This is a genomic window from Amycolatopsis nivea, from assembly GCF_004522235.1.
Taxonomy (GTDB): Bacteria; Actinomycetota; Actinomycetes; order Mycobacteriales; family Pseudonocardiaceae; genus Amycolatopsis; species Amycolatopsis nivea.
This window is the reverse complement of the sequence record NZ_SDLT01000029.1, coordinates 82,060-103,738: the sequence shown is the minus strand read 5'-3', so window position 1 is coordinate 103,738 and position 21,679 is coordinate 82,060. Positions and strand designations below refer to the sequence as shown.

General features: G+C 68.8%; 24 protein-coding genes. 18 read left to right on the top strand and 6 right to left on the bottom strand.

What is annotated here, in order from left to right; translation table 11 throughout:
* Window positions 1–6 precede the first annotated feature (6 nt).
* The 4 genes from EIZ44_RS29560 (at window position 7) to EIZ44_RS29545 (ending at window position 2,428) form a co-directional block, all read left to right on the top strand.
* Window positions 7–219: an acyl-CoA carboxylase epsilon subunit gene (locus EIZ44_RS29560; RefSeq protein WP_134732578.1), complete on the top strand. Its 213-nt coding sequence runs from the start codon at window positions 7–9 to the stop codon at window positions 217–219.
* A 97-nt stretch (window positions 220–316) separates the two neighbouring features.
* The gene (locus EIZ44_RS29555) at window positions 317–922 is read left to right on the top strand and encodes a helix-turn-helix transcriptional regulator (protein ID WP_240691446.1); all 606 of its coding nucleotides are present in this window, start codon (window positions 317–319) and stop codon (window positions 920–922) included.
* 8 nt (window positions 923–930) lie between these two features.
* Window positions 931–1,314: a RidA family protein gene (locus EIZ44_RS29550; RefSeq protein ID WP_134732577.1), complete on the top strand. Its 384-nt coding sequence runs from the start codon at window positions 931–933 to the stop codon at window positions 1,312–1,314.
* A complete protein-coding gene (locus EIZ44_RS29545) occupies window positions 1,301–2,428 on the top strand; it encodes an alanine racemase (protein WP_240691445.1) in 1,128 nt (375 codons plus the stop codon). The genes EIZ44_RS29550 and EIZ44_RS29545 overlap by 14 nt, the downstream gene beginning before the upstream one ends.
* 1 nt (window position 2,429) lies before the next feature.
* Here the strand turns inward: EIZ44_RS29545 and EIZ44_RS29540 are convergent, their stop codons facing one another.
* Both EIZ44_RS29540 and EIZ44_RS29535 read right to left on the bottom strand, forming a co-directional pair.
* A complete protein-coding gene (locus EIZ44_RS29540; protein ID WP_037816039.1) occupies window positions 2,430–2,834 on the bottom strand; it encodes a hypothetical protein in 405 nt (134 codons plus the stop codon).
* Window positions 2,835–2,846: 12 nt separating this feature from the next.
* Complete coding sequence (locus EIZ44_RS29535) at window positions 2,847–3,458, bottom strand: TetR/AcrR family transcriptional regulator (RefSeq protein ID WP_134732575.1); 612 nt, start codon at window positions 3,456–3,458, stop codon at window positions 2,847–2,849.
* 73 nt (window positions 3,459–3,531) lie between these two features.
* Here EIZ44_RS29535 and EIZ44_RS29530 point away from each other — a divergent pair, with 73 nt between their 5' ends.
* Complete coding sequence (locus EIZ44_RS29530) at window positions 3,532–4,833, top strand: MFS transporter (RefSeq protein ID WP_134732574.1); 1,302 nt, start codon at window positions 3,532–3,534, stop codon at window positions 4,831–4,833.
* On the opposite strand, the gene EIZ44_RS29525 is transcribed toward EIZ44_RS29530, so the two are convergent.
* Together EIZ44_RS29525 and EIZ44_RS29520 are read right to left on the bottom strand one after the other, a co-directional pair.
* Window positions 4,823–5,527, bottom strand: coding sequence for a tyrosine-protein phosphatase (locus EIZ44_RS29525; protein WP_134732573.1), 705 nt, complete (start codon window positions 5,525–5,527; stop codon window positions 4,823–4,825). The two genes, EIZ44_RS29530 and EIZ44_RS29525, sit on opposite strands and share 11 nt — an antisense overlap.
* A gap of 40 nt (window positions 5,528–5,567) precedes the next feature.
* The gene (locus EIZ44_RS29520) at window positions 5,568–6,479 is read right to left on the bottom strand and encodes a LysR family transcriptional regulator (RefSeq protein ID WP_134732572.1); all 912 of its coding nucleotides are present in this window, start codon (window positions 6,477–6,479) and stop codon (window positions 5,568–5,570) included.
* Window positions 6,480–6,611: 132 nt separating this feature from the next.
* Here EIZ44_RS29520 and EIZ44_RS29515 point away from each other — a divergent pair, with 132 nt between their 5' ends.
* The 6 genes from EIZ44_RS29515 (at window position 6,612) to EIZ44_RS29490 (ending at window position 12,975) form a co-directional block, all read left to right on the top strand.
* On the top strand, window positions 6,612–7,211 hold the full coding sequence (locus EIZ44_RS29515) for a hypothetical protein (protein ID WP_037816047.1): 600 nt from the start codon (window positions 6,612–6,614) through the stop codon (window positions 7,209–7,211).
* Entirely contained in the window at window positions 7,208–7,984 is a 777-nt protein-coding gene (locus EIZ44_RS29510; RefSeq protein WP_134732571.1) for an SDR family NAD(P)-dependent oxidoreductase, read from the top strand. The genes EIZ44_RS29515 and EIZ44_RS29510 overlap by 4 nt, the downstream gene beginning before the upstream one ends.
* 332 nt (window positions 7,985–8,316) lie before the next feature.
* On the top strand, window positions 8,317–8,925 hold the full coding sequence (locus tag EIZ44_RS29505; RefSeq protein WP_134732570.1) for a PadR family transcriptional regulator: 609 nt from the start codon (window positions 8,317–8,319) through the stop codon (window positions 8,923–8,925).
* Window positions 8,906–10,525, top strand: coding sequence for a DHA2 family efflux MFS transporter permease subunit (locus EIZ44_RS29500; protein ID WP_134732569.1), 1,620 nt, complete (start codon window positions 8,906–8,908; stop codon window positions 10,523–10,525). Before EIZ44_RS29505 ends, EIZ44_RS29500 begins: the two co-directional genes overlap by 20 nt.
* A 388-nt stretch (window positions 10,526–10,913) precedes the next feature.
* On the top strand, window positions 10,914–11,525 hold the full coding sequence (locus tag EIZ44_RS29495) for a Maf family protein (RefSeq protein WP_037816053.1): 612 nt from the start codon (window positions 10,914–10,916) through the stop codon (window positions 11,523–11,525).
* A gap of 103 nt (window positions 11,526–11,628) precedes the next feature.
* Window positions 11,629–12,975, top strand: a complete 1,347-nt coding sequence (locus tag EIZ44_RS29490) for a dicarboxylate/amino acid:cation symporter (protein ID WP_167754313.1) — start codon at window positions 11,629–11,631, stop codon at window positions 12,973–12,975.
* A gap of 3 nt (window positions 12,976–12,978) precedes the next feature.
* Here EIZ44_RS29490 and EIZ44_RS29485 read toward each other — a convergent pair whose 3' ends face one another.
* Entirely contained in the window at window positions 12,979–13,698 is a 720-nt protein-coding gene (locus EIZ44_RS29485) for a hypothetical protein (protein WP_134732568.1), read from the bottom strand.
* 50 nt (window positions 13,699–13,748) lie between these two features.
* Between EIZ44_RS29485 and EIZ44_RS29480 the strand changes: the two genes are divergently transcribed.
* From EIZ44_RS29480 to EIZ44_RS29455, 6 genes are all read left to right on the top strand, one after another.
* Complete coding sequence (locus tag EIZ44_RS29480; RefSeq protein WP_037816056.1) at window positions 13,749–14,048, top strand: SAV_915 family protein; 300 nt, start codon at window positions 13,749–13,751, stop codon at window positions 14,046–14,048.
* Window positions 14,049–14,150: 102 nt separating this feature from the next.
* Window positions 14,151–15,944 carry an acetyl/propionyl/methylcrotonyl-CoA carboxylase subunit alpha gene (locus tag EIZ44_RS29475; RefSeq protein WP_037816057.1) on the top strand — a complete coding sequence of 598 codons (1,794 nt, stop codon included), beginning with the start codon at window positions 14,151–14,153 and terminating at the stop codon, window positions 15,942–15,944.
* A 54-nt stretch (window positions 15,945–15,998) separates the two neighbouring features.
* Window positions 15,999–16,556: a DUF1707 SHOCT-like domain-containing protein gene (locus tag EIZ44_RS29470; RefSeq protein ID WP_134732567.1), complete on the top strand. Its 558-nt coding sequence runs from the start codon at window positions 15,999–16,001 to the stop codon at window positions 16,554–16,556.
* 8 nt (window positions 16,557–16,564) lie between these two features.
* Window positions 16,565–16,945 carry a DUF1707 SHOCT-like domain-containing protein gene (locus EIZ44_RS29465; RefSeq protein WP_134732566.1) on the top strand — a complete coding sequence of 127 codons (381 nt, stop codon included), beginning with the start codon at window positions 16,565–16,567 and terminating at the stop codon, window positions 16,943–16,945.
* Window positions 16,930–18,207 (top strand): sensor histidine kinase, encoded by a 1,278-nt coding sequence (locus tag EIZ44_RS29460; RefSeq protein WP_134732564.1) that lies wholly within the window; start codon window positions 16,930–16,932, stop codon window positions 18,205–18,207. The genes EIZ44_RS29465 and EIZ44_RS29460 overlap by 16 nt, the downstream gene beginning before the upstream one ends.
* A 172-nt stretch (window positions 18,208–18,379) precedes the next feature.
* Window positions 18,380–18,913: a GNAT family N-acetyltransferase gene (locus EIZ44_RS29455; RefSeq protein ID WP_205670288.1), complete on the top strand. Its 534-nt coding sequence runs from the start codon at window positions 18,380–18,382 to the stop codon at window positions 18,911–18,913.
* Between the two features lie 33 nt (window positions 18,914–18,946).
* Here the strand turns inward: EIZ44_RS29455 and EIZ44_RS29450 are convergent, their stop codons facing one another.
* Entirely contained in the window at window positions 18,947–20,716 is a 1,770-nt protein-coding gene (locus EIZ44_RS29450) for a glycerol-3-phosphate dehydrogenase/oxidase (protein WP_106961289.1), read from the bottom strand.
* Between the two features lie 201 nt (window positions 20,717–20,917).
* On the opposite strand from EIZ44_RS29450, the gene EIZ44_RS29445 reads away from it, so the two are divergent.
* The gene (locus EIZ44_RS29445) at window positions 20,918–21,667 is read left to right on the top strand and encodes an MIP/aquaporin family protein (RefSeq protein WP_037816065.1); all 750 of its coding nucleotides are present in this window, start codon (window positions 20,918–20,920) and stop codon (window positions 21,665–21,667) included.
* Window positions 21,668–21,679: the final 12 nt, after the last annotated feature.

Here is a 21,679-nt window from a genome sequence, read left to right as displayed (position 1 = left end):
GCCGCGATGACGGACACTCCCCTGCTCCGCGTAGTCCGCGGCAACCCGGACGACGCCGAACTCGCCGCGCTCACCGCGGTGGTCGCCACTGCCGCGGCCGCGTCGGCACCCGCTCCCCCACGGCGCCGTACGTCGTGGTGGGGCGACCGGGCGACCGCGGTGCACGCGCCGATCGCCGCTGGTGACGGGGCCTGGCGCGCCTCGTCGTTGCCTCGCTGAAGTCCCCTGTTGATCCCGGTTCGAGAGCCGGGATCACCTTTTTGCCCACCTGTTAGACTCATTTTCTAAAGTTGGACAATGAGTCAAAGGCGGCGGCGTGGACGAGCACCTCATCCGGGAAACCGAGAAGATCGCCGTCGCGATCGGCCGAATGTTCCCCGGCCTGTGCGAGGTCGTGCTGCACGACCTGCGGGATCCGGACCACGCGATCCGCGCGATCGAGAACAACCTGTCCGGCCGCGAGGTCGGCGATCCCGCCACCGAACTGGGGTTGCGGCGGATCAGCGACCCGGACTACCCGAGCGTCCTGCAGAACTACGCGAACCAGTTCCCGGACGGACGGCCGGTCAAGAGCACGTCGATCGGCATCAAGAACGCCGACGGCGAGTACATCGCCGCGCTGTGCCTGAACCTCGACGTCTCGGTGCTTTCGCCGCTCACGCACACGCTGAGCAGCCTGGTCGCCACTGACGCCGCGCAGCCCGGGGTCGTCGAAGACCTGCGTTCCCGTACGTCGCGTGAACTGCGGGAACGGATCGAACGCGCGGCAGGCGGCAGCCCGCGTTCCCTTTCCCGCGAAGCCAAACGCGACCTGGTCCGCCGGCTGCGCGACGAGGGGTACTTCGAATCCCGCGACGCCGCCCAGATCATCGCCGACCTGCTCGGCGTATCCCGGGCGACTGTCTACAACTACGCGAAATGAGCACGTCGATGACCGAAATCGTCCTGCGCGACAGCCCTGAACTGTCCGCGCCCGGCGGGCATTACTCGCACACCGCGCAGTACGGCGGGATGGTGTTCGTCTCCGGGCAACTGCCCATCACCAGCGACGGGACCCGGCTGGTGGACGAGCCGTTTTCCGTGCAGGTCAAGCAATTTCTGGCCAACCTCGACGCGTGCCTCGCCACCGCGGGCACGAGCCGCGATCGGCTGTTGTCGGTCACCGTCTACGTGACCGACATGGGCGACTGGCCGGAGTTCGACCGGATTTACCGTGCCTGGCTTGGCGACCACCGCCCGGCGCGCGCGGTCGCCGGGTCCAGCACCCTCCACTTTGGAGCGAAGGTCGAGGTGCAGGCAATTGCCGCCGTCTGAGGAAACCCTGGCTGACCCGGACACTCCGTTCGCCGTCGTCGAGCTTTCGCGCGCGCGGCGGAACGCCGAACGGCTCGCTCAGCGGACGCGCGCACTCGGCGTTTCCCTGCGCCCCCACACGAAAACGGCGAAGGCATTACCCGCGACCGCGTTGATGCACGGTGGAAAGCCAGGCCCGATCACGGTGTCGACGCTGGCCGAGGCAGAAGCCTTCGCCGACGGCGGCTACACCGACATCACGTACGCCGTCGGCGTCGATCCGCACAAGCTCCCGCGCGTGCTTACGTTGCTGCGACGGGGAATCACCGTGCGCGTGCTGCTGGACAGCGTCGCGCAAGCCTCTGCGATAAGCGCTGCGGCGCGCGAAGCCGGCGTACGGATTCCGTCGCTGATCGAGGTCGACTGCGACGGTCACCGTGGCGGCGTGCTTCCCGAAGACCCCGCGTTGCTCACCATCGGACGACAGTTGCACGACTGTCTCGACGGTGTCCTCGTACACGCCGGCGAGTCCTACTTCGCGACAACCCCTGCAGCGCAACGCGAAGCCGCCGCACACGAACGTGAGGTCGCTGTCGCTGCAGCACAACGCCTTCGCGACGAAGGCCTGTACGCAGGCACAGTCAGCGTCGGCTCGACTCCCACCGCACACGCAGCCGACGACCTCACCGGCGTCACCGAAGTCCGCGCTGGCAACTACGTCTTCTTCGACTTGGTGATGGCCGGACTGGGCGTATGCCGCACCGAAGACCTTGCGCTGTCCGTAGTTGTCACCGTGATCGGACACCGCCCCGAGCACGGCTGGATCCTCACGGACGGCGGCTGGATGGCGTTGTCGCGCGACCGAGGCACCGCGAACCAAGCCGTCGACCAGGGATACGGCCTGGTCGCCGACCTCGACGGCGCCCTGGTGCCGGGTCTCGTGGTGACCGGCGCGAGCCAGGAACACGGAATCCTCACCGCCCGCGAGGGACATCCGCTGCCTGACCTGCCGATCGGCACCCGCCTGCGCATCCTGCCGAACCACGCCTGCGCCACCGCCGCACAGCACAGCGGCTACCGAATCCTGGAGAACGGCCGCCTCGTCGACACCTGGCAGCGGATCAGCGGCTGGTGAATCAACGCCCGCGCTGAGCCCAGTCCGGCGCGTCGGCGCCCGCGTGCGCCAACAGCTCTTCCCGGGTGATCGATCCGAGCGGCCCGACGCCCCGCAGCAGCAGGTAGTCGCCCGCGTCGGCCTGATCGTGCTCGATCTCGACGTCCTCGGCGTGGTAGCTGTCCGTCCAGACGATCCGGACCTGGCAGCCGCCGTTCTGGGTGAGCGCGTGCACCTGCTGGACGGTCGCGAGCCGCGCCATCGGTTCCGATTCCCACTGCTGCTGCAGGAATCGCCACCGCGAGGCCTGTTCAGCCGCCCGCAATCGCTGGTCGAGCCCGCCGGCCCGGTCCCGGAAAACCCAGGCGATCCCGGCCACGACCGCGGCGGCGACAGCCAGCCCGACCAGCCACAAGACCGTTCCCATGTCTGCAGGAGCCTACCCGGGCGGATGCTCCCGGAGGAATCGCTCGACCAGGCCATTTGTGAACTCCGGCGGCACCGGCGCGCCGGTGACCAGCACGCGGTAGTGGATCGGCCCGACGAGGTGCTCGACCGCGCTGTCCAGGTCGATCTCTGACGACAACTCGCCGCGCGCGACGGCACGTTCGAGCGGCAACCGGTCGCGCGCGTGCTGGGCGCGGAGGTGCACCTCGCGCAGATGCCGCGCCAGGTCCGGGTCGTGCTGGGCCTGGCCGAGCAGTGTCCGGAACACCGCACCAGCGTCTGCGGTGGTCAGGAAAGACGCGATCGCGGCGAGGTGCGTGCGGAGGTCCTTGCGCAGCTCACCGGAATCGGGTGGGGAGAGTTCCTCGACGAGGTCGTCGCCGAGCGCCTCGAGCAGAATGTCCACTTTGGACGGCCACCAGCGGTAGACGGTCTGCTTCCCGACCCCGGCCCGTGCCGCGATGCCCTCCATCGTGAGCCGGGCGAACCCGACCTCCACCAGCAGATCGTCGACCGCGTGCAGAACCGCGCGGCGCGCGTTCTCGCTGCGCCCGTACCGATTCCCGTGATGCCGGCGCTCGCCGGGCTGAGTGACGTCGCCCACGTGCCGGAGTCTAGCCAAGACGCAACGTCTCGTCTAGCGTTACGAGCACCAGCTCACTAGGGGGTTCTCAGTCATGTGTTCCGCGTGCGGGGTGCCGACGCACCAACCCGAATCCGGGGTCGCCGCAGCCCCGCGCAAATTCGCGGCGCTGTACAACAAGGATTGCCGTCCGTACCTGATCGGCACCGGCCTGGCGATGATGGCCGACAACATCGAGCACGTCATCACCTACTGGGTGCTGTGGGAGAAGTTCCAGTCGCCCGCGCTGACCGGGTTCGAGGTGATCAGCCACTGGGTGCCGTTCCTGCTGTTCTCGGTGTACTTCGGCGGACTGGCCGACCGGCACGACTGCCGCCGGATCATCCAGGCCGCGCAGGTGCTGTTCATGGCGGTGTCCGCGGCGTGGGGCGTGCTGATCCTCACCAACACGCTCGAGGTGTGGAGTGCCTGCGTACTGCTGATTTTGCACGGTTGCGCGGGCGCGATCTGGGGTCCGGGCGAGCAGTTGATGCTGCACGATTTCGTCGGCCCCGCCGAATTGCCGAGCGCGGTCCGGCTCAACGCCACCTTCCGCAGTCTGGGCATCCTCTTCGGCCCGGTCGTCGGCTCGGCGCTGCTGCTCGGACTCGGTCCGGTGGCGGGCATTTTCGTGAACGTCGCGTTCTATCTGCCGCTGACCGTGTTCCTGTTCCGCACCAAGTTCACCGGACACACGCGAGACGGCGGAATCATCCGTCGGCCACGGGTCGGGCTGATGGATTCGGTGCGGATCCTCAAGGAAATCAGCGGGAACCCGACGATGGTCGGGATGATCATCCTCGCCGGGCTCGGCGCGTTCTTCGTCGGAGCCTCGATGCAGAGTTCGATGCCGATCTTCGCCCAGGACCTCGGCGCGGGCAGCGCCGGAACCGCGTACGGCGTGCTGCTGTTCGCCAACGGCGCGGGCGGCGTGATCGGCGGAATCCTGCTGGAAGCGACCGGAAAGATCAAACCGAACGTGCCCGCGGCGGTGATCAGCACGGCGATCTACGGGCTCTCGAGCCTGTTCTTCGCGATGACCGCCAGCTATCCGATCGCGGTGGCACTGCTGGTGATCGGCGGCGTGGCGAACCTGGCGTCGATGTCGATCGGCCAGACCGTCGTGCAGTTGCTGGCGAAACCGGAGGAACGCGGCCGGGTGATCGGCGTGTACAGCGTGTCCGCCAACGGTCTCCGCGCGGGCAGCGGATTCACCGTGGGGCTGCTCGGTTCCGCGGTCGGGGTGCACTGGTCGCTGGGCATCAGCGCGGCCGCACTCACCGTCGGCACCGGGATCGCCGGGTGGTATTCGCTGGGCAGCCGCCGGGCCCGGAAGCTGCACCAGGTCACCGACTGAGCCGGTCTACCTCGTCCGCGGCCATGCCGGCGCGGACGAGGTAGTCACGGACGTCGAAGCCGTCGAGGGTGGCCAGGACGGCTTCCCTGATGGTGGTCTTCCTGCGGGCCAATGCTGCTTCGAGCAGCGCGGTTTGGTCTTCGACGCCTAACGCCCGGTACAGCGGGAGGACGGCTTCGGTGGAGAGGGCGTAATCGGCGGCGATGGTTTCCGGGTCGACGTCGGCGAGGGCGAGCAGGAGGAGCGAGATGAGGCCGGTACGGTCTCGGCCGGAAGTGCAGTGGAAGAGCACGCCGCTTTCGGCCCGGGCCAGCGCTTTCAGGACGGTCGCGCAGCGTTCTGCTTTGCGGTCAAGGAAAACGCGGTAATACAGCGGGGTGCCGTCGAGTTGCTCGTCGGCGATGTATTGCCAGAACTCGGTGTCTTCGACGTCGTCCAGCGGAACTTCGAGACGCGTCATCCCGGCTGGCACGGTGACGGCGTAGGTGCTGATCTCGGCGGGGTTTCGCAGGTCGATGATGGTGCGAAGGCCGGATTCCCGCGCCTGAGCCCAGCCGGTGCCGGTGACGAACCGGAGGCTGGCGGACCGATAGAACCGCGCGGATCGGGTGACGCCGCCGGATCGGGTCGGGAGACCGCCGAGGTCTCGGGTGTTGAAGAAGCCTTCCCATCCCACTGCCCGGTTCTCGCCCATCAGCCGATCCTGGCTCGGCTCTCTCGCTGCGGGCAACCAGTCAGTTGTCGACGCAGTCCGTCTGCGGAGGACGCAGTGCGCGTGCTGCATTGCGCAATGCTCCGACGAGCGGCGAGGTGTCGGCGGCCCGGGTGCACAAGGAGATCGGGCAGGGTTCGGCGTCGATGATCGGGACGAACGCGACGTGCGGGTGTCGATAGCCGTCGGCGACGAAGCTGCCGGTGATCACGATGGCCTGCCCTCCGGCGACGGCCTCGAGCATCTCGTCCATGGTGCGAACCGACGGGCCGTAGCGGACGGGAATGCCGCTGGGACGGGGATCGCAGGCCCACCAGCGCACCCAGGCGGGGTCGGCGTCGTCGTCGGTGAGGTGGATTTCGCCGTCGAGGTCGGCGAGTTCGACCGCGTCCCTCGAGGCGAGGCGATGGGTGACCGGCAGCGCCACGACCCGGGGTTCATGGTGCACGACATCGAGGCGGAGACCCGTAGCGTCGGCAATGGGAGGCCGGACCAAAGCGGCGTCGACTTCACCGTCGCGCACCGTCGTGGCCTGCTCCGACCACGGCAGCTCCACCATCCGGATCGACAGTCCGGGCTCCTCGCGCCGTGCCGTGTCGACGATGTTCCGGACAAGCGGGCCCGCCGAGGCGCTCATGAAGCCGACCCGCAGCGTGGCGGCGAGTTCCCGGCGGTGGGCCTCGACGGCGGCGACGGCACGGTCGGCCGCGGCCAGTGCTTGCCGTGCCTCGTCGAGGAAACGGCGGCCGACCGGGGTGGGACGGACGGGGTGGGCGGAACGGTCCAGCAGTTCGGCGCCGAGCGTGCGTTCCAGTTTGCGGATCTGCTGGCTCAACGCCGGGGCGCTGACGTAGAGCTTGTCCGCCGCGCGGCCGAAGTGCCCCTCGTCGACGACCGCGACCAGGTAGCGCACGAGATGCAGGTTGAGGTCCACGCCGACTCCTCGGGACTGTGACCTGCGAGGTTAACCGATGAGTTCACGGGAGGCGACAGGCTTGTCATGGACCTTCCCGTGCGGCGCGCCCAGGGTTGGGGCTACCCCGAACCGACTCGACGAGGAGCAACGGTGAGCCGTTACGAGCACGACTTCCAGAACATGTTCGCAAGCCTGGAGAAGCAGATCGCGGAAACCGACAACCCGCGCCACCGCGCGATCCTGAAGAACTACCGCTTGCACGCGCTGCTGGAGGTGTCGGGACGCTACGAGGAGTTGCTGGCGCCGACCATGACCGTGGAGCACCCGCACTACCGCATCCACGAGTCCGGCACCTCGCTGATCCTGGACGGGATGGCCGAGGTCAAGGCGTTTTACCAGTCTCTGATCGAGGCGAACGCACTGGTCATGTGGGTCAGCAACCAGGACATCGCGGTCAACGACCGCGGATTCTCCGGCGAGCTGGAGTTCTTCGAGTTCGTGCCCGGCGCGATGCTCGGCGACACCGTCTTCGGTTCGGTGCGGGCCGGGGACGATCCCGGGGACATGCACCTGCTCAAGCGCACTCTCGCGTTCCACTGGCCCTACGACGAAAACTGCAGGCTGATCGGCGAACACGTCTACGAGGACACCGCCTCCCGGGAGATCATCCCGCTCGAACCGGCCGACATCATCACCGCGGCGCGGGCCGCCGAACTGCTCGCCCCGGAGATCGAGAAGGTCCTGCCGTGAGCGTCGCACTGGTCACCGGGGCCGCGGGCGGTCTCGGCGCCGCCATCGCCGCCCGGCTGGTCGAGGAGCACGCGGTCCTGCTCACCGACATCGATTCCGGCCGTCTCGCCGAGACCGCGGCGAAGCTGGCCGCCGACGGCGCCAGGATCGCCCACGCCGTTTGCGACGTCAGTGACCACTCGTCGGTGCGAGCCGCGTTCTCCCTTGCCGAAGAACAACTCGGCGAGGTCACCGCGCTGGCCAACGTCGCGGGCGTCGGCGGCGTGCTGACCTCGTTCACCGAGCTGACCGTGCGGCAATGGGATCGCACGTTCGCGATCAACACTCGCGGGACTTTCCTGACGTGCCAGGAACTTCTCCGCCGCCGCGCCGGCCGCCCCGGCGCGATCGTCAACATCGCTTCGATCGGCGCCCGCCTCGGAATGGAGACGATCGCCGACTACGGCGCGTCCAAGGCCGCGGTCCTCGAAATGACGCACGCAGTGGCCCGGGCCGGCGCTCCGACCGGGCTGCGGGCCAACGCGGTCATGCCCGGTCTGATCTGGACTGACATGTGGCGGAGCGCCACCGAGCGGATGGTCGCGAACGATCCCGCCGCGGCCGGTGCCACTCCGGAACAGCTCTTCGCCGGGTTCGTCGACCGGATGGTCCCGATGAAACGCCCGCAGACCCCGGCCGACATCGCCGAGACGGTCGGGTTCCTGCTCTCGGACAAGGCAGCCAACATCACCGGTCAGACCATCGCGGTCGACGGCGGTGCGGTCATGTCCTGAACCACAACAGCAAACAGGGAGCGGCGGGCCGCGGCGTCAGGAGAGGACGCCGCGGCCCGCCGCTTTGGTCGTGCTGCCGACTGCGGTGAACACGGATCGGCGGCGTTCGACCAGGTTCCGCGACGGGTCGGAAAACGGCGGTCGAACAGGCGATCGCCGGTTTTTGTCGGTGGTCGTCGTTACGCTCGCCCCATCACGCACCACCCGTCACCGTCAGCGACAAGCTGCTCACCAGCGCGGATCACACTGGACCGCAGCTTGCTCCACACCGTATAGTCCACGTGGAATAACCCACGCTGGGTCACTCGATTGGATCTTCTGGAGGAACCGTCATGGTCGCGGCCAAGCTCACGGCACTGGGCGTCGCCGTGCTCGAGCTGCTGCACGAGCGGCCGATGCACCCGTACGAAATGGCCCAGCTGATGCGGGAACGGCACGTCGAAAACCGCGTGAAGCTGAAGGCCGGATCGCTCTACCACACAGTGGATCGGTTGCAGCGCAACGGGTTCGTCGATGTGGTCGAAACCCAGCGGGACGGCAAACGGCCGGAGCGCACGGTGTATGCCATGACGGCCGCGGGCAAAGACGCCTTCCAGGAACGTGCCCGGCAGATGCTGGGCGACGTGGTGCCGGACTACAGCGACGTGCTCAGCGGGCTCGCCGTGATCGACGACCTCGGACGCGACGTCGCGCTGCTCGAACTGGAGCACCGGATCACCCGGCTGCGCGCGGGCGTGGCCGCTGACCAGGTGATCCTCGAGCGGCTGGAAGGCGACGGCACCCCCGAAATCTACTGGCTCGACTTCCGGTTCAGCGCGGCGCAGCGGAAGTTCGAGCTCGCGTGGATCGAGCAGCTGTTCGCGGACCTCGACAGCGGCCGGATCCCTTTCCAGGACAAGAAACTCAAGCTCAAGGAAAACCATGAACGCAAGACCGGTTAACCCGTGGGCCGCGCTCAGCGCGCTCTGCATCGGGTTCTTCATGATCCTGCTGGACACCACGATCGTGTCCATCGCGGTGCCCGCCATGCTGCAGCACCTCGACGCCGGACTGAACTCGGTGGTGTGGGTGATCAGCGTCTACCTGCTCACCTACGCCGTGCCGATGCTGTTCACCAGCCGCCTCGGCGACCGCTTCGGCCCGAAGCGTGTGTTCGTCGCCGGGCTCGTGGTGTTCACCGCTTCGTCGCTGTGGTGCGGTCTCTCCGGCAACGTCGAGATGCTGATCGCCGCCCGTGCCGTGCAAGGCCTTGGTGCCGCATTGATGACGCCGCAGACGCTGGCGTTCATCAGCCACCTGTTCCCGCCCGCGAAGCGCGGCGCGGCGATGGGCGCATGGGGCGGGGTCGCCGGCCTGGCCACGATCACCGGCCCGCTGCTGGGCGGTGTGCTGGTGCAGCACCTCGGCTGGGAGTGGATTTTCTACGTGAACGTGCCGATCGGCGTCGTCGCGATCGCGCTGACGCTGTGGCTGGTGCCGGACTGGCAGCCGAAGCACTCGCATTCGTTCGACCTGATCGGCATCCTGCTGTCCGCGGCCGGACTGTTCTGCGTCGTCTTCGGTGTCCAAAATGGACAGCAGTACGACTGGGGCACGGTGTTCGGCGGCATCACAGTCTTCGAAATCATCGGTGCCGGCGTGGTCTTGCTGATCGCCTTCGTGCTGTGGCAGCACTACAACCGCCGAGAACCGCTGGTCCCGCTGCAGGTATTCGCGAACCGCAACTTCTCCGCGGGCACGCTCACCGCGACCACGGTCGGCTTCACGATGACCGGCATGTTCCTGCCGCTGATCATCTACATCCAGACGGTCCTCGGCCTCTCCCCCACCATGGCGGGCCTGCTCACCGCCCCGATGTCGCTGCTGTCCGGCGTGATCGCGCCCTTCGTCGGCCGCGCTTCGGACAAAATCAACGGCAAGTACCTGGTGATGGGTGGCCTGGCCCTGCTGGCCGCGGGCGTCGGCATCATCGCGCTGCAAGCACGACCGGACACGAGCCCGTGGGCACTGATCCCGGCCCTGCTGGTGTGCGGCCTCGGCGTCGGCTGCATCTTCTCCCCCATGAGCAACCTGACGATGGCGTCAGTAGAACCGCGGCTCACCGGTACCGCCTCGGGCATCTTCAACACCGCCCGCCAGGTAGGCGGCGTCCTGGGCAGCGCCGCGATCGGCGTGCTCCTGCAAGCGAGGATCAGCGCGTCGATCACGAGCGAGGCCGCCACCGCGGCCGCGAAACTGCCGGAGCAGTACCGCGCCCCCTTCACCGAAGGCATCGCCCACGCCGCGGCGTCCACCGGCGAATTCGGCTCCTCCGGCGGCCCATCCCCCATCCCGGGCCTCCCGGCGGACATCGCCGCCCAAGCGGGCCGCCTCGCCAGCGAGGTTGTCCACAATGGACTCACCGATGCAGCCCGCGCGACACTGATCCTGCCGATCGCGGTGCTGATACTGGGAGTTTTGTCAGCAGCGGCATTGCGCCGGGTGTCGCCTAGGCCGCACACTCCCGCGCCGACCGCCCCGACCCCAGAACCAGCCCGATGACGAGCTGACCCCCGGCCCCGGCTGGACCCCACTCCAGCCGGAGCCCGGGAGGCGGCGAGAGACAATCCACGCGACTCTCGTCCCACAGCAGCGTTGTTGGCTCCCGACGCAATTCCTCGCTCGGCGGCCACCGCGGCGGCGAGGTCTGCCGGTGCGCAGAAAGCCCGAGCGTGCCAGGCACGTTCCTCTCCCAGCAACCACCAGCTCGGCATCCCTGCGCACGCCCCGCCGGGATCCTGGCTCAATGCCAGACCTCGCGCCCGGCTCGCGACCCGGTGCCACGACGCCCGCCCCCGCGAATCCGGCCACGAAACCCTCGGCACCAAATCACCGCCCCCCCCACCCGGGCCACACCCCCAACCCGTCCCCGTCGAGGTAGCGTTCGCCTGTGCGTCTAGTCCTCGCCTCCCAGTCCCCCGCCCGCCTCGCCGTCCTGCGCAGTGCCGGTCTCGACCCGGCCGTTGTCGTGTCCGGTGTCGACGAGGATGCCGTCGCGGCGGCGCTCACCGATCCCGAACCCGCCGAACTCGTCCTGGCCCTCGCGAAGGCCAAGGCCAACGCCGTAGTCGAGATGGTCTCCGAGCCCGACGCCGTGATCGTCGCTTGCGATTCCATGCTTTCCATCGGCGGCGAGATGGTCGGCAAGCCCGCGACCGCCGAGGTCGCGAAGCAGCGGTGGGCTCGGATGGCGGGCGGCTCCGGCGTCCTGCTCACCGGGCATGCCGTGGTCCGGCTCGACGGCGGGCAGCGCACCAAGGAAGCCTCCGGCACCCGGTCCACCACCGTGCACTTCGCCAACCCCAGCCAGGCCGAGATCGACGCCTACGTCGCCACTGGCGAACCGCTGCACGTCGCGGGGGCGTTCACGCTCGACGCGCTCGGCGGATGGTTTGTCGAGGGGGTCGAAGGAGACCCGTCGAGTGTGATCGGGATCAGTCTTCCGCTGCTGCGCCAGCTGCTCGCCGAGGTCGGCGTCAGCGTGACCGAAATGTGGAACTAGTTCACATATTGGGACGATGTGTCACTCGGTCGAGTGATCAGGGAAAGTCGATTCCGGCCCGCACCCGGGCCAGCGGAAACTCTCGACCTCTCTGGGGTGGCACATGTCCTTCGCAAGGACGTACACAAAGCCGCGCGTGTTCGCCGCGGCCGTGCTCGGTTCGCTTGTCGTGGGCGCCGGACTCGGCGTGCTCGCGCGGACGACTGAAGCCGGCTGGCTGACCGACACCCTCGACCACATCGGCACGATCTTCACGACCCTGCTGCAGATCGCGGTGATCCCGCTGGTCTTCACCGCGATCGTGGTCGGCATCAACAGCCTCCGCGGCCTCGGCGGCGGCCGCACCGCCGCGCGGCTCGGCGGCAAGACCGTGCTGTGGTTCGCGATCACGTCGTTCATCGCCTCGCTGATCGGGATCGCGATCGGCAAGCTGTTCAACCCCGGCTCCGGCGGGCTCGGCGAGGGCGTCGCGGCCACCGCGAAGAACGCCGACAAGGCCGCGAAGAGCATGAGCCACTGGGGTTCCTGGGACGCCTTCATCAAGGGCCTGCTGCCGGAGAACTTCTTCTCCGCCTTCGCCGAGGGCAGCACGCTCCAGGTGCTGTTCCTCGCCGTCGTGATCGGTGCCGCCGCCTACAGCCTCGGCGACAAGGCGAAGCCGTTCGTCGACTTCACCACGAGCGTCTTCGAAATCGTCCAGCGTTACCTTGGCTGGATCGTGCGCCTCGCGCCCATCGGCATCATCGGCCTGATCGGCGCCGCCGTCTCCAACTACGGCGACGCGCTGTTCCGTCCGCTGCTGTCGACCACGATCGCGGTGTACGTCGGCTGCCTGCTGATCCTATTCGTCGTCTACCCGATCCTGCTGCAGTTCGTCGCGAAGGTGAACCCGCTGACGTTCTTCGCCAAGGCGGGCACGGCGATCCAGTTCGCGTTCGCGTCGCAGTCGAGTTCGGCCACGCTGCCGCTGACCCGGCAGTCCGCGGTGAACCTCGGCGTCGACCCCGGATACGCCGCCTTCGCCACCCCGCTCGCCAGCGCGACCAAAATGGACGGTTGCGCCGCGGTGTTCCCGGCGATCGGCGCGATCTTCATCGCCAACCTCGCCGGGGTGCCGCTGAGCTTCGGCCAGTACGTCGGCATCGTGGTCGTCGCCGTGGTCGGTGCGCTGGCCACCGCGGGCACCACCGGCTGGCTGACCGCGCTCACCCTGACCACCGCGTTCATCGGACTCGACGCCAAGCAGGTCGCGCTCGGCATCGCGCTGATCTACTCGGTGAACCCGATCATGGACATGATGCGCACCGCCACGAACGTCGCGGGCCAGATCGTGGTCCCGACAATCGTCGCGCGCAGCGAAGGCCTGCTCGACGACGAAATCCTCAACACCCAGACCGCTCGCCCGAACCACCGCGACGAGGGCGGCGCCGCCCGGCCCGCCACCGCCTGAGTCTCAGGAGTTGCCGGAACAGCGCCGCAGCTGGGTTTTCTTCAGCTCGACGTCCGGCCAGCCGCGGAAATCCGACGGCGAGGTGACGGTGCTCGTGCAGCCCATCACCTCGCCGTCGAGTTCGTACACCTCCGCGACCACCGGAGCCGCCTGGCAGCGCGGGGTGCCGGACACCGCCTTCGGGCATTCGTGCCGGACGACGATCACGTCCGCCCGGCCGTCCTGGCTCACGTCGTAGAGCGACAGCGAGCCGGCGTCAGAGAAATACGGCTTGCCGTAGTCGCGCCACACGCCACCGGACTCGGTCAGCAATTCGCCGTACGCACCGCCGGCCGCGTCGCCGCGGATCAGGCACGCGGCGGTCGATCCGTCGATACAGCGCAGGGAAGTCGCCGTCAGCTTCGCGCCCAGGTTCGTGATCGCCAGTTCGAACGGCTGCTGCCCGACCTGGACCCGGCCCGATCCGCCCGAGGCATCCGCCTGCAACACGACCGGGGTACCGCCGACGCTCACCGCCGCCAACTGCTTGCACGGACCGTTTCCGCAGGTCGAGGACGGTGCTTCGACCGGAGCCGCGGCGGGCTCGCTCGGCGTCATGGTCTCCGCGCCGTCCGGCTTCGGGCGCATCGTGACGACCACGACGAGCGCCGCCGCCGTGACCACCGCCGCGAGAACGGCGGTGAGCAGCGCGGATCGCGGGACGCGCTTCGGCCAAGTCCGCATATCCGAGACTGTAAGCGACCTTGCGCACCGTGTCCGTCTATGTTGTCGGAGTGACGAACCCCAATTTGCCCCCGGCCCTTTACCTGCCGACCGGCCCCACCGGCCCGACCACCGACGGCCAGACCGGAGCCAACGTCGAACTGCGCCGCACCCCCGACGGCCGCACCGCGCTGGTCGCCTTCACCGCGCTCGACCGGCTCGTCGACTGCTGCGGCGAGCACCAGCCGTGGATCCTGGTCAACACCGAAAACCTGGCGCTCGTGCACCAGGTCAACCCCTACGACGTCATCGTGCTCGACTCCGAACTACCGGCCGAACTGCGGCATCAGGCCCCTGCCGGACGGGTATAAACAGGACCGAACTGGGTGGTCCACCTCTCAATCCAGGCCCGGTCCTGGTCCGTAGACTCCCGGTTGACCAGCAGCTCGGCGACGGGGCACGGGAGGTATGTGGTGAGCGAGCAGGACACCGCGAGCACAGGCGGTCCGGTGACCAAGGTCCTGGTCGCGAACCGGGGCGAGATCGCGGTTCGCGTGATCCGGGCAGCGAAGGACGCCGGCCTGCAGAGCGTGGCCGTGTACGCGGACCCGGACCGCGACGCTCCGCACGTGCGCCTCGCCGACGAGGCGTTCGCCCTCGGCGGGAACACCGCGGCCGAGAGCTACCTCGCGATCGACAAGATCCTCGACGCCGCCAAGCGGTCCGGCGCCGATTCGGTCCACCCCGGTTACGGCTTCCTTTCCGAGAACGCCGAGTTCGCCCAGGCCGTCCTCGACGCGGGCCTGACCTGGATCGGGCCGAGCCCGCAGTCGATCCGCGACCTCGGCGACAAGGTGACCGCGCGGCACATCGCGATGCGCGCGGGCGCGCCGCTGGTGCCCGGCACCAAGGAGCCGGTGAAGGACGCCGACGAGATCATCGCGTTCGCCGACGAGCACGGCCTGCCGGTCGCGATCAAGGCGGCATTCGGCGGCGGCGGCCGCGGTCTGAAGGTCGCCCGCACCCGGGAGGAAATCCCCGAACTGTTCGAGTCCGCGACGCGCGAGGCGGTGGCCGCGTTCGGTCGCGGCGAATGCTTCGTGGAGCGCTACCTGGACAAGCCGCGGCACGTCGAGGCGCAGGTGCTGGCCGACCAGCACGGCAACGCGATCGTCGTCGGCACCCGCGACTGCTCGCTGCAGCGCCGCCACCAGAAGCTGGTGGAAGAGGCCCCCGCGCCGTACCTGTCCGACGACCAGCGCGCCCGGATCCACGAGTCCGCCAAGGCCATCTGCAAGGAGGCCGGCTACTACGGCGCGGGCACCGTCGAATACCTCGTCGCGGTCGACGGCACCATTTCCTTCCTCGAGGTGAACACCCGCCTGCAGGTCGAGCACCCGGTTTCGGAGGAGACCACCGGCATCGACCTGGTCCGCGAGATGTTCCGGATCGCCCGCGGCGAAAAGCTGCGGATCACCGAGGACCCGACGCCGCGCGGCCACTCGATCGAGTTCCGCATCAACGGCGAGGACGCCGGCCGCGGCTTCCTGCCCGCGCCGGGCACCGTCACCAAGTTCGTCGCCCCGTCCGGTCCGGGCGTGCGCGTCGATTCCGGCGTCGAATCCGGCAGCGTGATCGGCGGCCAGTTCGACTCGATGCTCGCCAAGCTCATCGTCACCGGTTCGGACCGGCAGAACGCGCTCGAGCGCAGCCGCCGCGCGCTGGCCGAGTTCGAGGTCGAGGGCATGGCCACGGTGCTGCCGTTCGACCGCGTGATCGTGAACGACCCGGCGTTCATCGGCGACGAAAACGGCTTCAGCGTGCACACCCGCTGGATCGAGACCGAGTTCGACAACCAGATCGAGCCGTTCGTCGCGCCGGACGTCGAGGCCGAGGAAGAGGCACCGCGGCAGAACGTCGTGGTCGAGGTCGGCGGACGCCGGCTCGAGGTGTCGCTGCCGGGCGGGTTCGCCCTCGAAGGCGGCGGCGCGCCCGCGGCGACGAAAGCCAAGCCGCGCAAGCGGGCAGGCGGCGCGAAGGCAGCGGTGAGTGGCGACGCGGTCACCGCGCCGATGCAGGGCACCATCGTGAAGATCGCGGTCGAAGAAGGCCAGCACGTCGAAGCGGGCGAGCTGATCGTCGTGCTCGAGGCGATGAAGATGGAAAACCCGGTAACCGCGCACAAAGCGGGCACCGTCACCGGGCTTTCGGTCGAGATCGGCTCCGCGGTCACGCAGGGAACGCAACTCTTGGAGCTCAAGGACTGAAGTTGTGCTGAATGTCGTGGGTGCCGCGCGCTCGCGCGGCCTACCATCGACTACGTGACTGAGGTTCCGTCTCCGCAGCTGCGGATCAGCGACCAGGAGCGAGAGTCCGCGCTGCATGCGCTCGGTGAGCACATGAGTGCGGGACGGATCGACATCGACGAGTTCGGCGAACGATCCGCCCGGATCACCGCGGCTAAAACCCGGGGCGAACTGGGCGAGCTGTTCACCGATCTTCCGGTGCCGCATCCGGTGTTCGGCGCGGGCGCGACCGCCGCGCCGGAACCGGCCGCGGTGCCGCCCCCGCTGCCTGTGCCGCAACCCGCGGCGTCCGGCGAGGTGGCCGCGCGGCAGCCGGAGTGGTCGGCAGGGCAACGTGCCGTCGCCGCCTTGGTTCCGCTGGTGTGGATCGCGGCGATCGCCCTGATCGCCACCGGCACCGCGGGATGGCCGGTGATCTTCGCGCCGATCGCGCTCACCGCGGTCGGCCGCGCGCTCTGGGGCAAGGGTTTCGAGCACCATGACCATCACCACCACGACCGGCACCGGGAACGCCGCGAGGAGTTCCGCGCGATGCGCGACGAGCACCGGCGGCAGCGCCGGCTGGACCGCTGAGGCGGACCATGGCTGACCTGCGGCTGAGCGACGCCGAACGCCAGGACGCGCTCGATGTCCTCTCCGAGCACGTCCGCACCGGACGCCTCGACATCGACGAGTACGGCAGCCGCTCGGCGAAGGTCACGTCAGCCAAGCTGGTCAGCGAACTGGTGCCGTTGTTCGACGACCTGCCTTCGCCGCGGCCGAGCGCGCTGCTGGCCACGGCCCGGGCGGAACCGGTCGTGCCCGCGGGCAACGGCAAGCTGGGCGCGTTCGTGTGGCGGTATTCGGTGCCGCTTTCCATCGCCTTGGCGGTCGTCGTGCTCATCGTGACTCGTGGACGGTTGCTGATCGTCTTCGCGCTGCCGTTGCTGCTGATCCTGTTCAGCGGATGGCGGCGGCGCTGAGCCCGCCGGAACGCACGCGGCCGAGTCCGATGATCGGGCTGCGGCCGGGCTCGGTCGATCCGAAGGCCGAGCGATGGGCAGGCCCGCTGTTCGCCGGGATCGGGATTCTGGCGCTCGCGGTGTGCACGATCATCGCCGCCGGTCAGCCACACGGTGATCCCGCGCAATGGCGCACCACGCTGCTGCTCGCCGCGGCGAGCGGACTGTGGTTGCTGGTGCTGATCCCGGTTTTCCCGCGACGCACGCGGAAACCGTGGCTGGCCATCGGGTTTTTCGTCGTGCTGCTGGCTGGCGCGACCGTGCTCACCTCGCGAGTGGATCCGTTCACTGCCTTCGCTTCAATCGGTTACCCGATCGCGTTCGTGTTGTTCCCGACCCGCTGGAGCATCTTCGCCGCGGCCGCAACGGCGGTGGTTCCGTTGCTGGCCAAGGGAATTTGGGAACCTTCGCCGCCATGGATCACCGCGGTGTCGATCGTCGGTCCGATTCTGTACGTGGCGTGGTTCGTCGGCGCGGAGAACGAACAACGTCGTCGCACCAACGAAAAACTCGCCCAGTCGAACGCGCAGCTGGAAACAGCCCTGACAGAAAACGCGGCGCTGCACGCACAACTGCTCACCCAAGCCCGCGAGGCCGGGGTGCTCGACGAGCGACAGCGCATGGCTCGCGAAATCCACGACACTGTCGCCCAGGGATTGACCGGCATCGTCACCCAGCTGCAGGCCGCCGACCGGGCCACCGAAGCCGCGGATCGGCAGCGGCATCTCGACCACGTGCACACGCTGGCGAAGGACAGTCTCACCGAGGCACGCCGAGCGGTTCAAGCGTTGCGACCGGAACCATTAGCGGACTCGCATCTGCCGGAAGCGTTGGCAGGCTTGGCAAATCGAGTGTCCGGCACTTCCGGCACCCAGGTGACCGCCGACGTAGCAGGCGATGCCCAGCCGTTGCTGCCGGAGCTGGAGGTCGCGCTGTACCGGGTGGCGCAGGAAGCGTTGGCCAACGCGGAAAAACACGCACATGCCACCCGCATCGGCATCACGCTCACCTACACGAGCGACCTGGTCATGCTCGACGTCCGGGACGACGGAAGAGGTTTCGCCTCCGGTGACCGCGGCGACGGCACCGGCTTCGGCCTGGAAGCCATGCGCCAGCGGGTGCAACGGGTGGCGGGTTCGCTGACCATCGAATCCGCGCGTGGGGAAGGGACCGCCGTGCACGCGGAGTTCCCGGCGATCCCGTCGCCCGCTCAAGCCAGCTGACCGCCCTCGGCGCTGCCGCGACACCTGCCATGTCCGTTGTGCGGCAACGCTTCCAGCCAGCGCGCGATGTCGTGTCCCCGCCTCGCTGACCGCGGCTGCCCGCCCCTTCGGGTGACCTGGCCGTGACGCGGCACGCAGCCATTTCCCGCCTCCGGACGGCTAGGCTCGTGTCGTGGAACCCGTGGAAATCAACGCGGGCGCGTACTACCTGCGCCAGCTGCGCGCGGACCGGCATCTCGACGACCGGCCCGCGCTGATGGAGGCGTTCGCGGACCCGCAGCATCGGCGGTACGTGCTGAACTACCGGTTGCGCACCCCCGACGAGGCCACCGAGTACGTGACGCTGCGCGCCGCTCAGTGGGCGTGCGACGAGCGCTGCTCGTGGGCCGTCGCCGAGCCGGAGACCGGCCGCCTGCTCGGCGAGGTCGGACTGCGCGATCTGGACCTCAACTTCGGCACCGCCGAGGCGTCGGTGTGGACGCATCCGGCCGAACGAGGCAAAGGCATTGCGGCCGTAGGGCTTTCGGCCGCGATCCAATTCGGGTTCGCCCGGCTGGGCCTGCACGAGATCGCTTATCGGCACGACGAAAGCAACACCGCGTCCGAGATCGTCGCGCGGCGGGCCGGGTTCAGCCGGGTCGGGCCCGAAGACCGGCCCTCGCCCAGCGGCGAAACGCTCATCCGCTGGGTGCTCAAGCCCTCGTGAGTGCCGGTTCTGCCCGGCACTCACGAGGAAAGCTCAGCTGACCGGCTCGATCAGCCCCGCGCGAGCCTCCGGCGCGGCCGCCCGCAACGCGTCCGCCGACTCGTCCGTCGGCTGCAGCTGCGAATCCCGCTCCGCCTCGACCCGCGCCCGGTAGACCTCGACCTCGCGCTTGGTCTCCTCTTCCGACCAGCCCAGCACGCCCGCCACCAGCTGCGCGACCTGCTCGGCGCAGTCGACGCCGCGGTGGGCGTACTCGATGGAGATCCGCGTGCGCCGGGCGAGGACGTCCTCCAGGTGCAGCGCACCCTCGTGGCTGGCCGCGTACACGACCTCCACGCCGAGGTAATCCGGCGCCGACTCGATCGGCTTGAGCAGCTCCGGCCGGTCCGCCGCGAGCGCCAGCACCTCGTGCACCAGCGAGCCGTAGCGGTCGAGCAGGTGCCGCACGCGGTACGGGTGCAGCCCGTGCTCCGCGGCCAGGTGGTCGGCCTGGTTGACCAGCGCGTGGTAGCCGTCCGCGCCGAGCAGCGGGACCTTGTCGGTGATGGACGACGGCGGGCGGCCCGGCAGGTCGACCACCGCGGCGTCGACGGCGTCGGCCGCCATCACCCGGTAAGTCGTGTACTTGCCGCCCGCGATCGCCACCAGGCCCGGCGCGACCCGCGCGACCGCGTGTTCGCGCGACAGCTTCGACGTCTCTTCGCTCTCGCCGGCCAGCAGCGGACGCAGGCCCGCGTACACGCCTTCGATGTCGTCGTGCGTCAGCGGCGTCGCGAGCACCGAGTTCACGTGTTCGAGCAGGTAGTCGATGTCGTGCTTGGTGGCCGCCGGATGCGCCAGGTCGAGGTTCCAGTCGGTGTCGGTGGTGCCGACGATCCAGTGGTTGCGCCACGGGATGACGAACAGCACCGACTTCTCGGTGCGCAGGATCATGCCCGACTCCGACACGATCCGGTCGCGCGGAACCACGATGTGCACGCCCTTGCTGGCGCGCACGCGGAACCGGCCGCGGCCGCCGGACAGCCGCTGCAGTTCGTCGGTCCACACGCCGGTGCAGTTGACCACCGCGCCGGCCTGGATCTCGGTCTCGCGGCCGTCCTCGACGTCGCGCACGCGCACGCCGGAAATCCGGTCCGCCTCGCGCAGGAAGCCGACGACCTGGGTGGAGGTCCGGACCACCGCGCCGTAATGCGCGGCGGTGCGCGCGACGGTCATCGTGTGCCGGGCGTCGTCCGACTGCGCGTCGTAGTACCGGATGCCGCCGATCAGCGCCGACCGCTTGAGCGCGGGGACCATTCGGAGGGCACCCGCGCGGGTGAGATGTTTCTGGCCCGGCACCGACCGGGCGCCGCCCATCGTGTCGTACATCAGCAGCCCGGCGGCGGTGTACGGACGCTCCCAGATCCGGTGCGTCAGCGGGTACAGGAAGCTCACCGGCTTGACCAGGTGCGGCGCGATCTTCGTCAGCATCAGCTCGCGCTCGTGCAGCGCCTCGCGCACCAGGCCGAACTCGAGCTGTTCGAGATAACGCAGGCCGCCGTGGAAGAGCTTGCTCGACCGGCTGGACGTGCCGGACGCCAGGTCGCGGGCCTCGACGAGAGCCACCCGCAGGCCGCGGGTCGCCGCGTCGAGCGCGGTGCCCGCGCCGACGACGCCGCCGCCGATCACGACCAGGTCGAAGGTCTCGTCGCCGAAACGCCGCCAGGATTCCTCCCGGCCCGCCGGACCCAGCTGGGCCGGGTCGCTGCCGTTGCGCGGATTCGTCACCACTCGTTCCTCCTCGTGCTCCACCTTCCCCAGCATCGCACGCTTGCGTGATCGTCTGCTGACCCCGAGGTGACACGTGTGGCGGAACCCATGACGATCATGGTCACATTGGTTCGCCCGGCTTATGGATTGCACGCGTACGCGACGGTAACGTGCCGCGGACTGGGGTCGGCGACGAGGCTGTGGCCGGACGTGATCGGCCCTGCACAGACTGTCCAGTGTGGAGGTGCGGAGAGCGTGAGTCCGGGTGCGATCATCGTCTGGGAACTGTTGGGCACGGCAGTGCTCCTGTTGCTGGGCAACGGCGTTGTGGCCAACGTCGTGCTGCGAAAGAACAACGGCTTTCAAGCCGGAACCCTGTTCATCACCTTCGGGTGGGCCTTCGGCGTGTTCGCCGGTGCCAGCCTCGCCGCGCCGACCGGCGCGCACCTGAACCCGGCGGTCACCCTCGGGCTGGCCATTTCGGGCAAGGTTTCGTGGGCGGACGTGCCGTTCTACCTGATCGGCGAAATGCTCGGCGCGATTCTCGGCGCCGTGCTGTGCTGGCTGACCTACAAACTGCAGTTCGACGACCATCCGAATCCGGAGGAGACGCTCGGCATTTTCTCCACCGCCCCGCAGATCCGGAACAAGGCGTGGAACCTGGTGACCGAGGTCATCGGCACCTTCGTGCTGGTCGGCTGGATCCTGCTGACGCCGGCGTTCAAGACCGCCTCGGACGGGACGCCGACCTTCGGCAACACCGCGCTCGGCTACGCCGGGGTGTCGTTCGTCGTGCTGGTGATCGGTATTTCTCTCGGCGGGCCGACCGGCTACGCCATCAACCCGGCCCGCGACCTCGGCCCGCGGATCGCGTACGCGTTCCTGCTGCCGATCAAGGGCAAGCGCGACCCGGACTGGAACTACTCGTGGGTGCCGGTCCTCGGTCCGCTCCTCGGCGCCGCGCTGGCGGCGCTGGTGTACCTGGCCGTGCACAACCTGACCTGATCCAGCTTTCCG

What these genes read in the sequence shown, in the direction of transcription:
- EIZ44_RS29460 (WP_134732564.1), top strand. Translation starts at nt 16,930, where the DNA reads ATGGCGGCGGCGCTGAGCCCGCCGGAACGCACGCGGCCGAGTCCGATG.
- EIZ44_RS29490 (WP_167754313.1), top strand. Translation starts at nt 11,629, where the DNA reads ATGTCCTTCGCAAGGACGTACACAAAGCCGCGCGTGTTCGCCGCGGCC.
- EIZ44_RS29540 (WP_037816039.1), bottom strand. Translation starts at nt 2,834, where the DNA reads ATGGGAACGGTCTTGTGGCTGGTCGGGCTGGCTGTCGCCGCCGCGGTC.
- EIZ44_RS29560 (WP_134732578.1), top strand. Translation starts at nt 7, where the DNA reads ATGACGGACACTCCCCTGCTCCGCGTAGTCCGCGGCAACCCGGACGAC.
- EIZ44_RS29485 (WP_134732568.1), bottom strand. Translation starts at nt 13,698, where the DNA reads ATGCGGACTTGGCCGAAGCGCGTCCCGCGATCCGCGCTGCTCACCGCC.
- EIZ44_RS29500 (WP_134732569.1), top strand. Translation starts at nt 8,906, where the DNA reads ATGAACGCAAGACCGGTTAACCCGTGGGCCGCGCTCAGCGCGCTCTGC.
- EIZ44_RS29550 (WP_134732577.1), top strand. Translation starts at nt 931, where the DNA reads ATGACCGAAATCGTCCTGCGCGACAGCCCTGAACTGTCCGCGCCCGGC.
- EIZ44_RS29530 (WP_134732574.1), top strand. Translation starts at nt 3,532, where the DNA reads ATGTGTTCCGCGTGCGGGGTGCCGACGCACCAACCCGAATCCGGGGTC.
- EIZ44_RS29465 (WP_134732566.1), top strand. Translation starts at nt 16,565, where the DNA reads ATGGCTGACCTGCGGCTGAGCGACGCCGAACGCCAGGACGCGCTCGAT.
- EIZ44_RS29505 (WP_134732570.1), top strand. Translation starts at nt 8,317, where the DNA reads ATGGTCGCGGCCAAGCTCACGGCACTGGGCGTCGCCGTGCTCGAGCTG.
- EIZ44_RS29450 (WP_106961289.1), bottom strand. Translation starts at nt 20,716, where the DNA reads ATGCTGGGGAAGGTGGAGCACGAGGAGGAACGAGTGGTGACGAATCCG.
- EIZ44_RS29525 (WP_134732573.1), bottom strand. Translation starts at nt 5,527, where the DNA reads ATGGGCGAGAACCGGGCAGTGGGATGGGAAGGCTTCTTCAACACCCGA.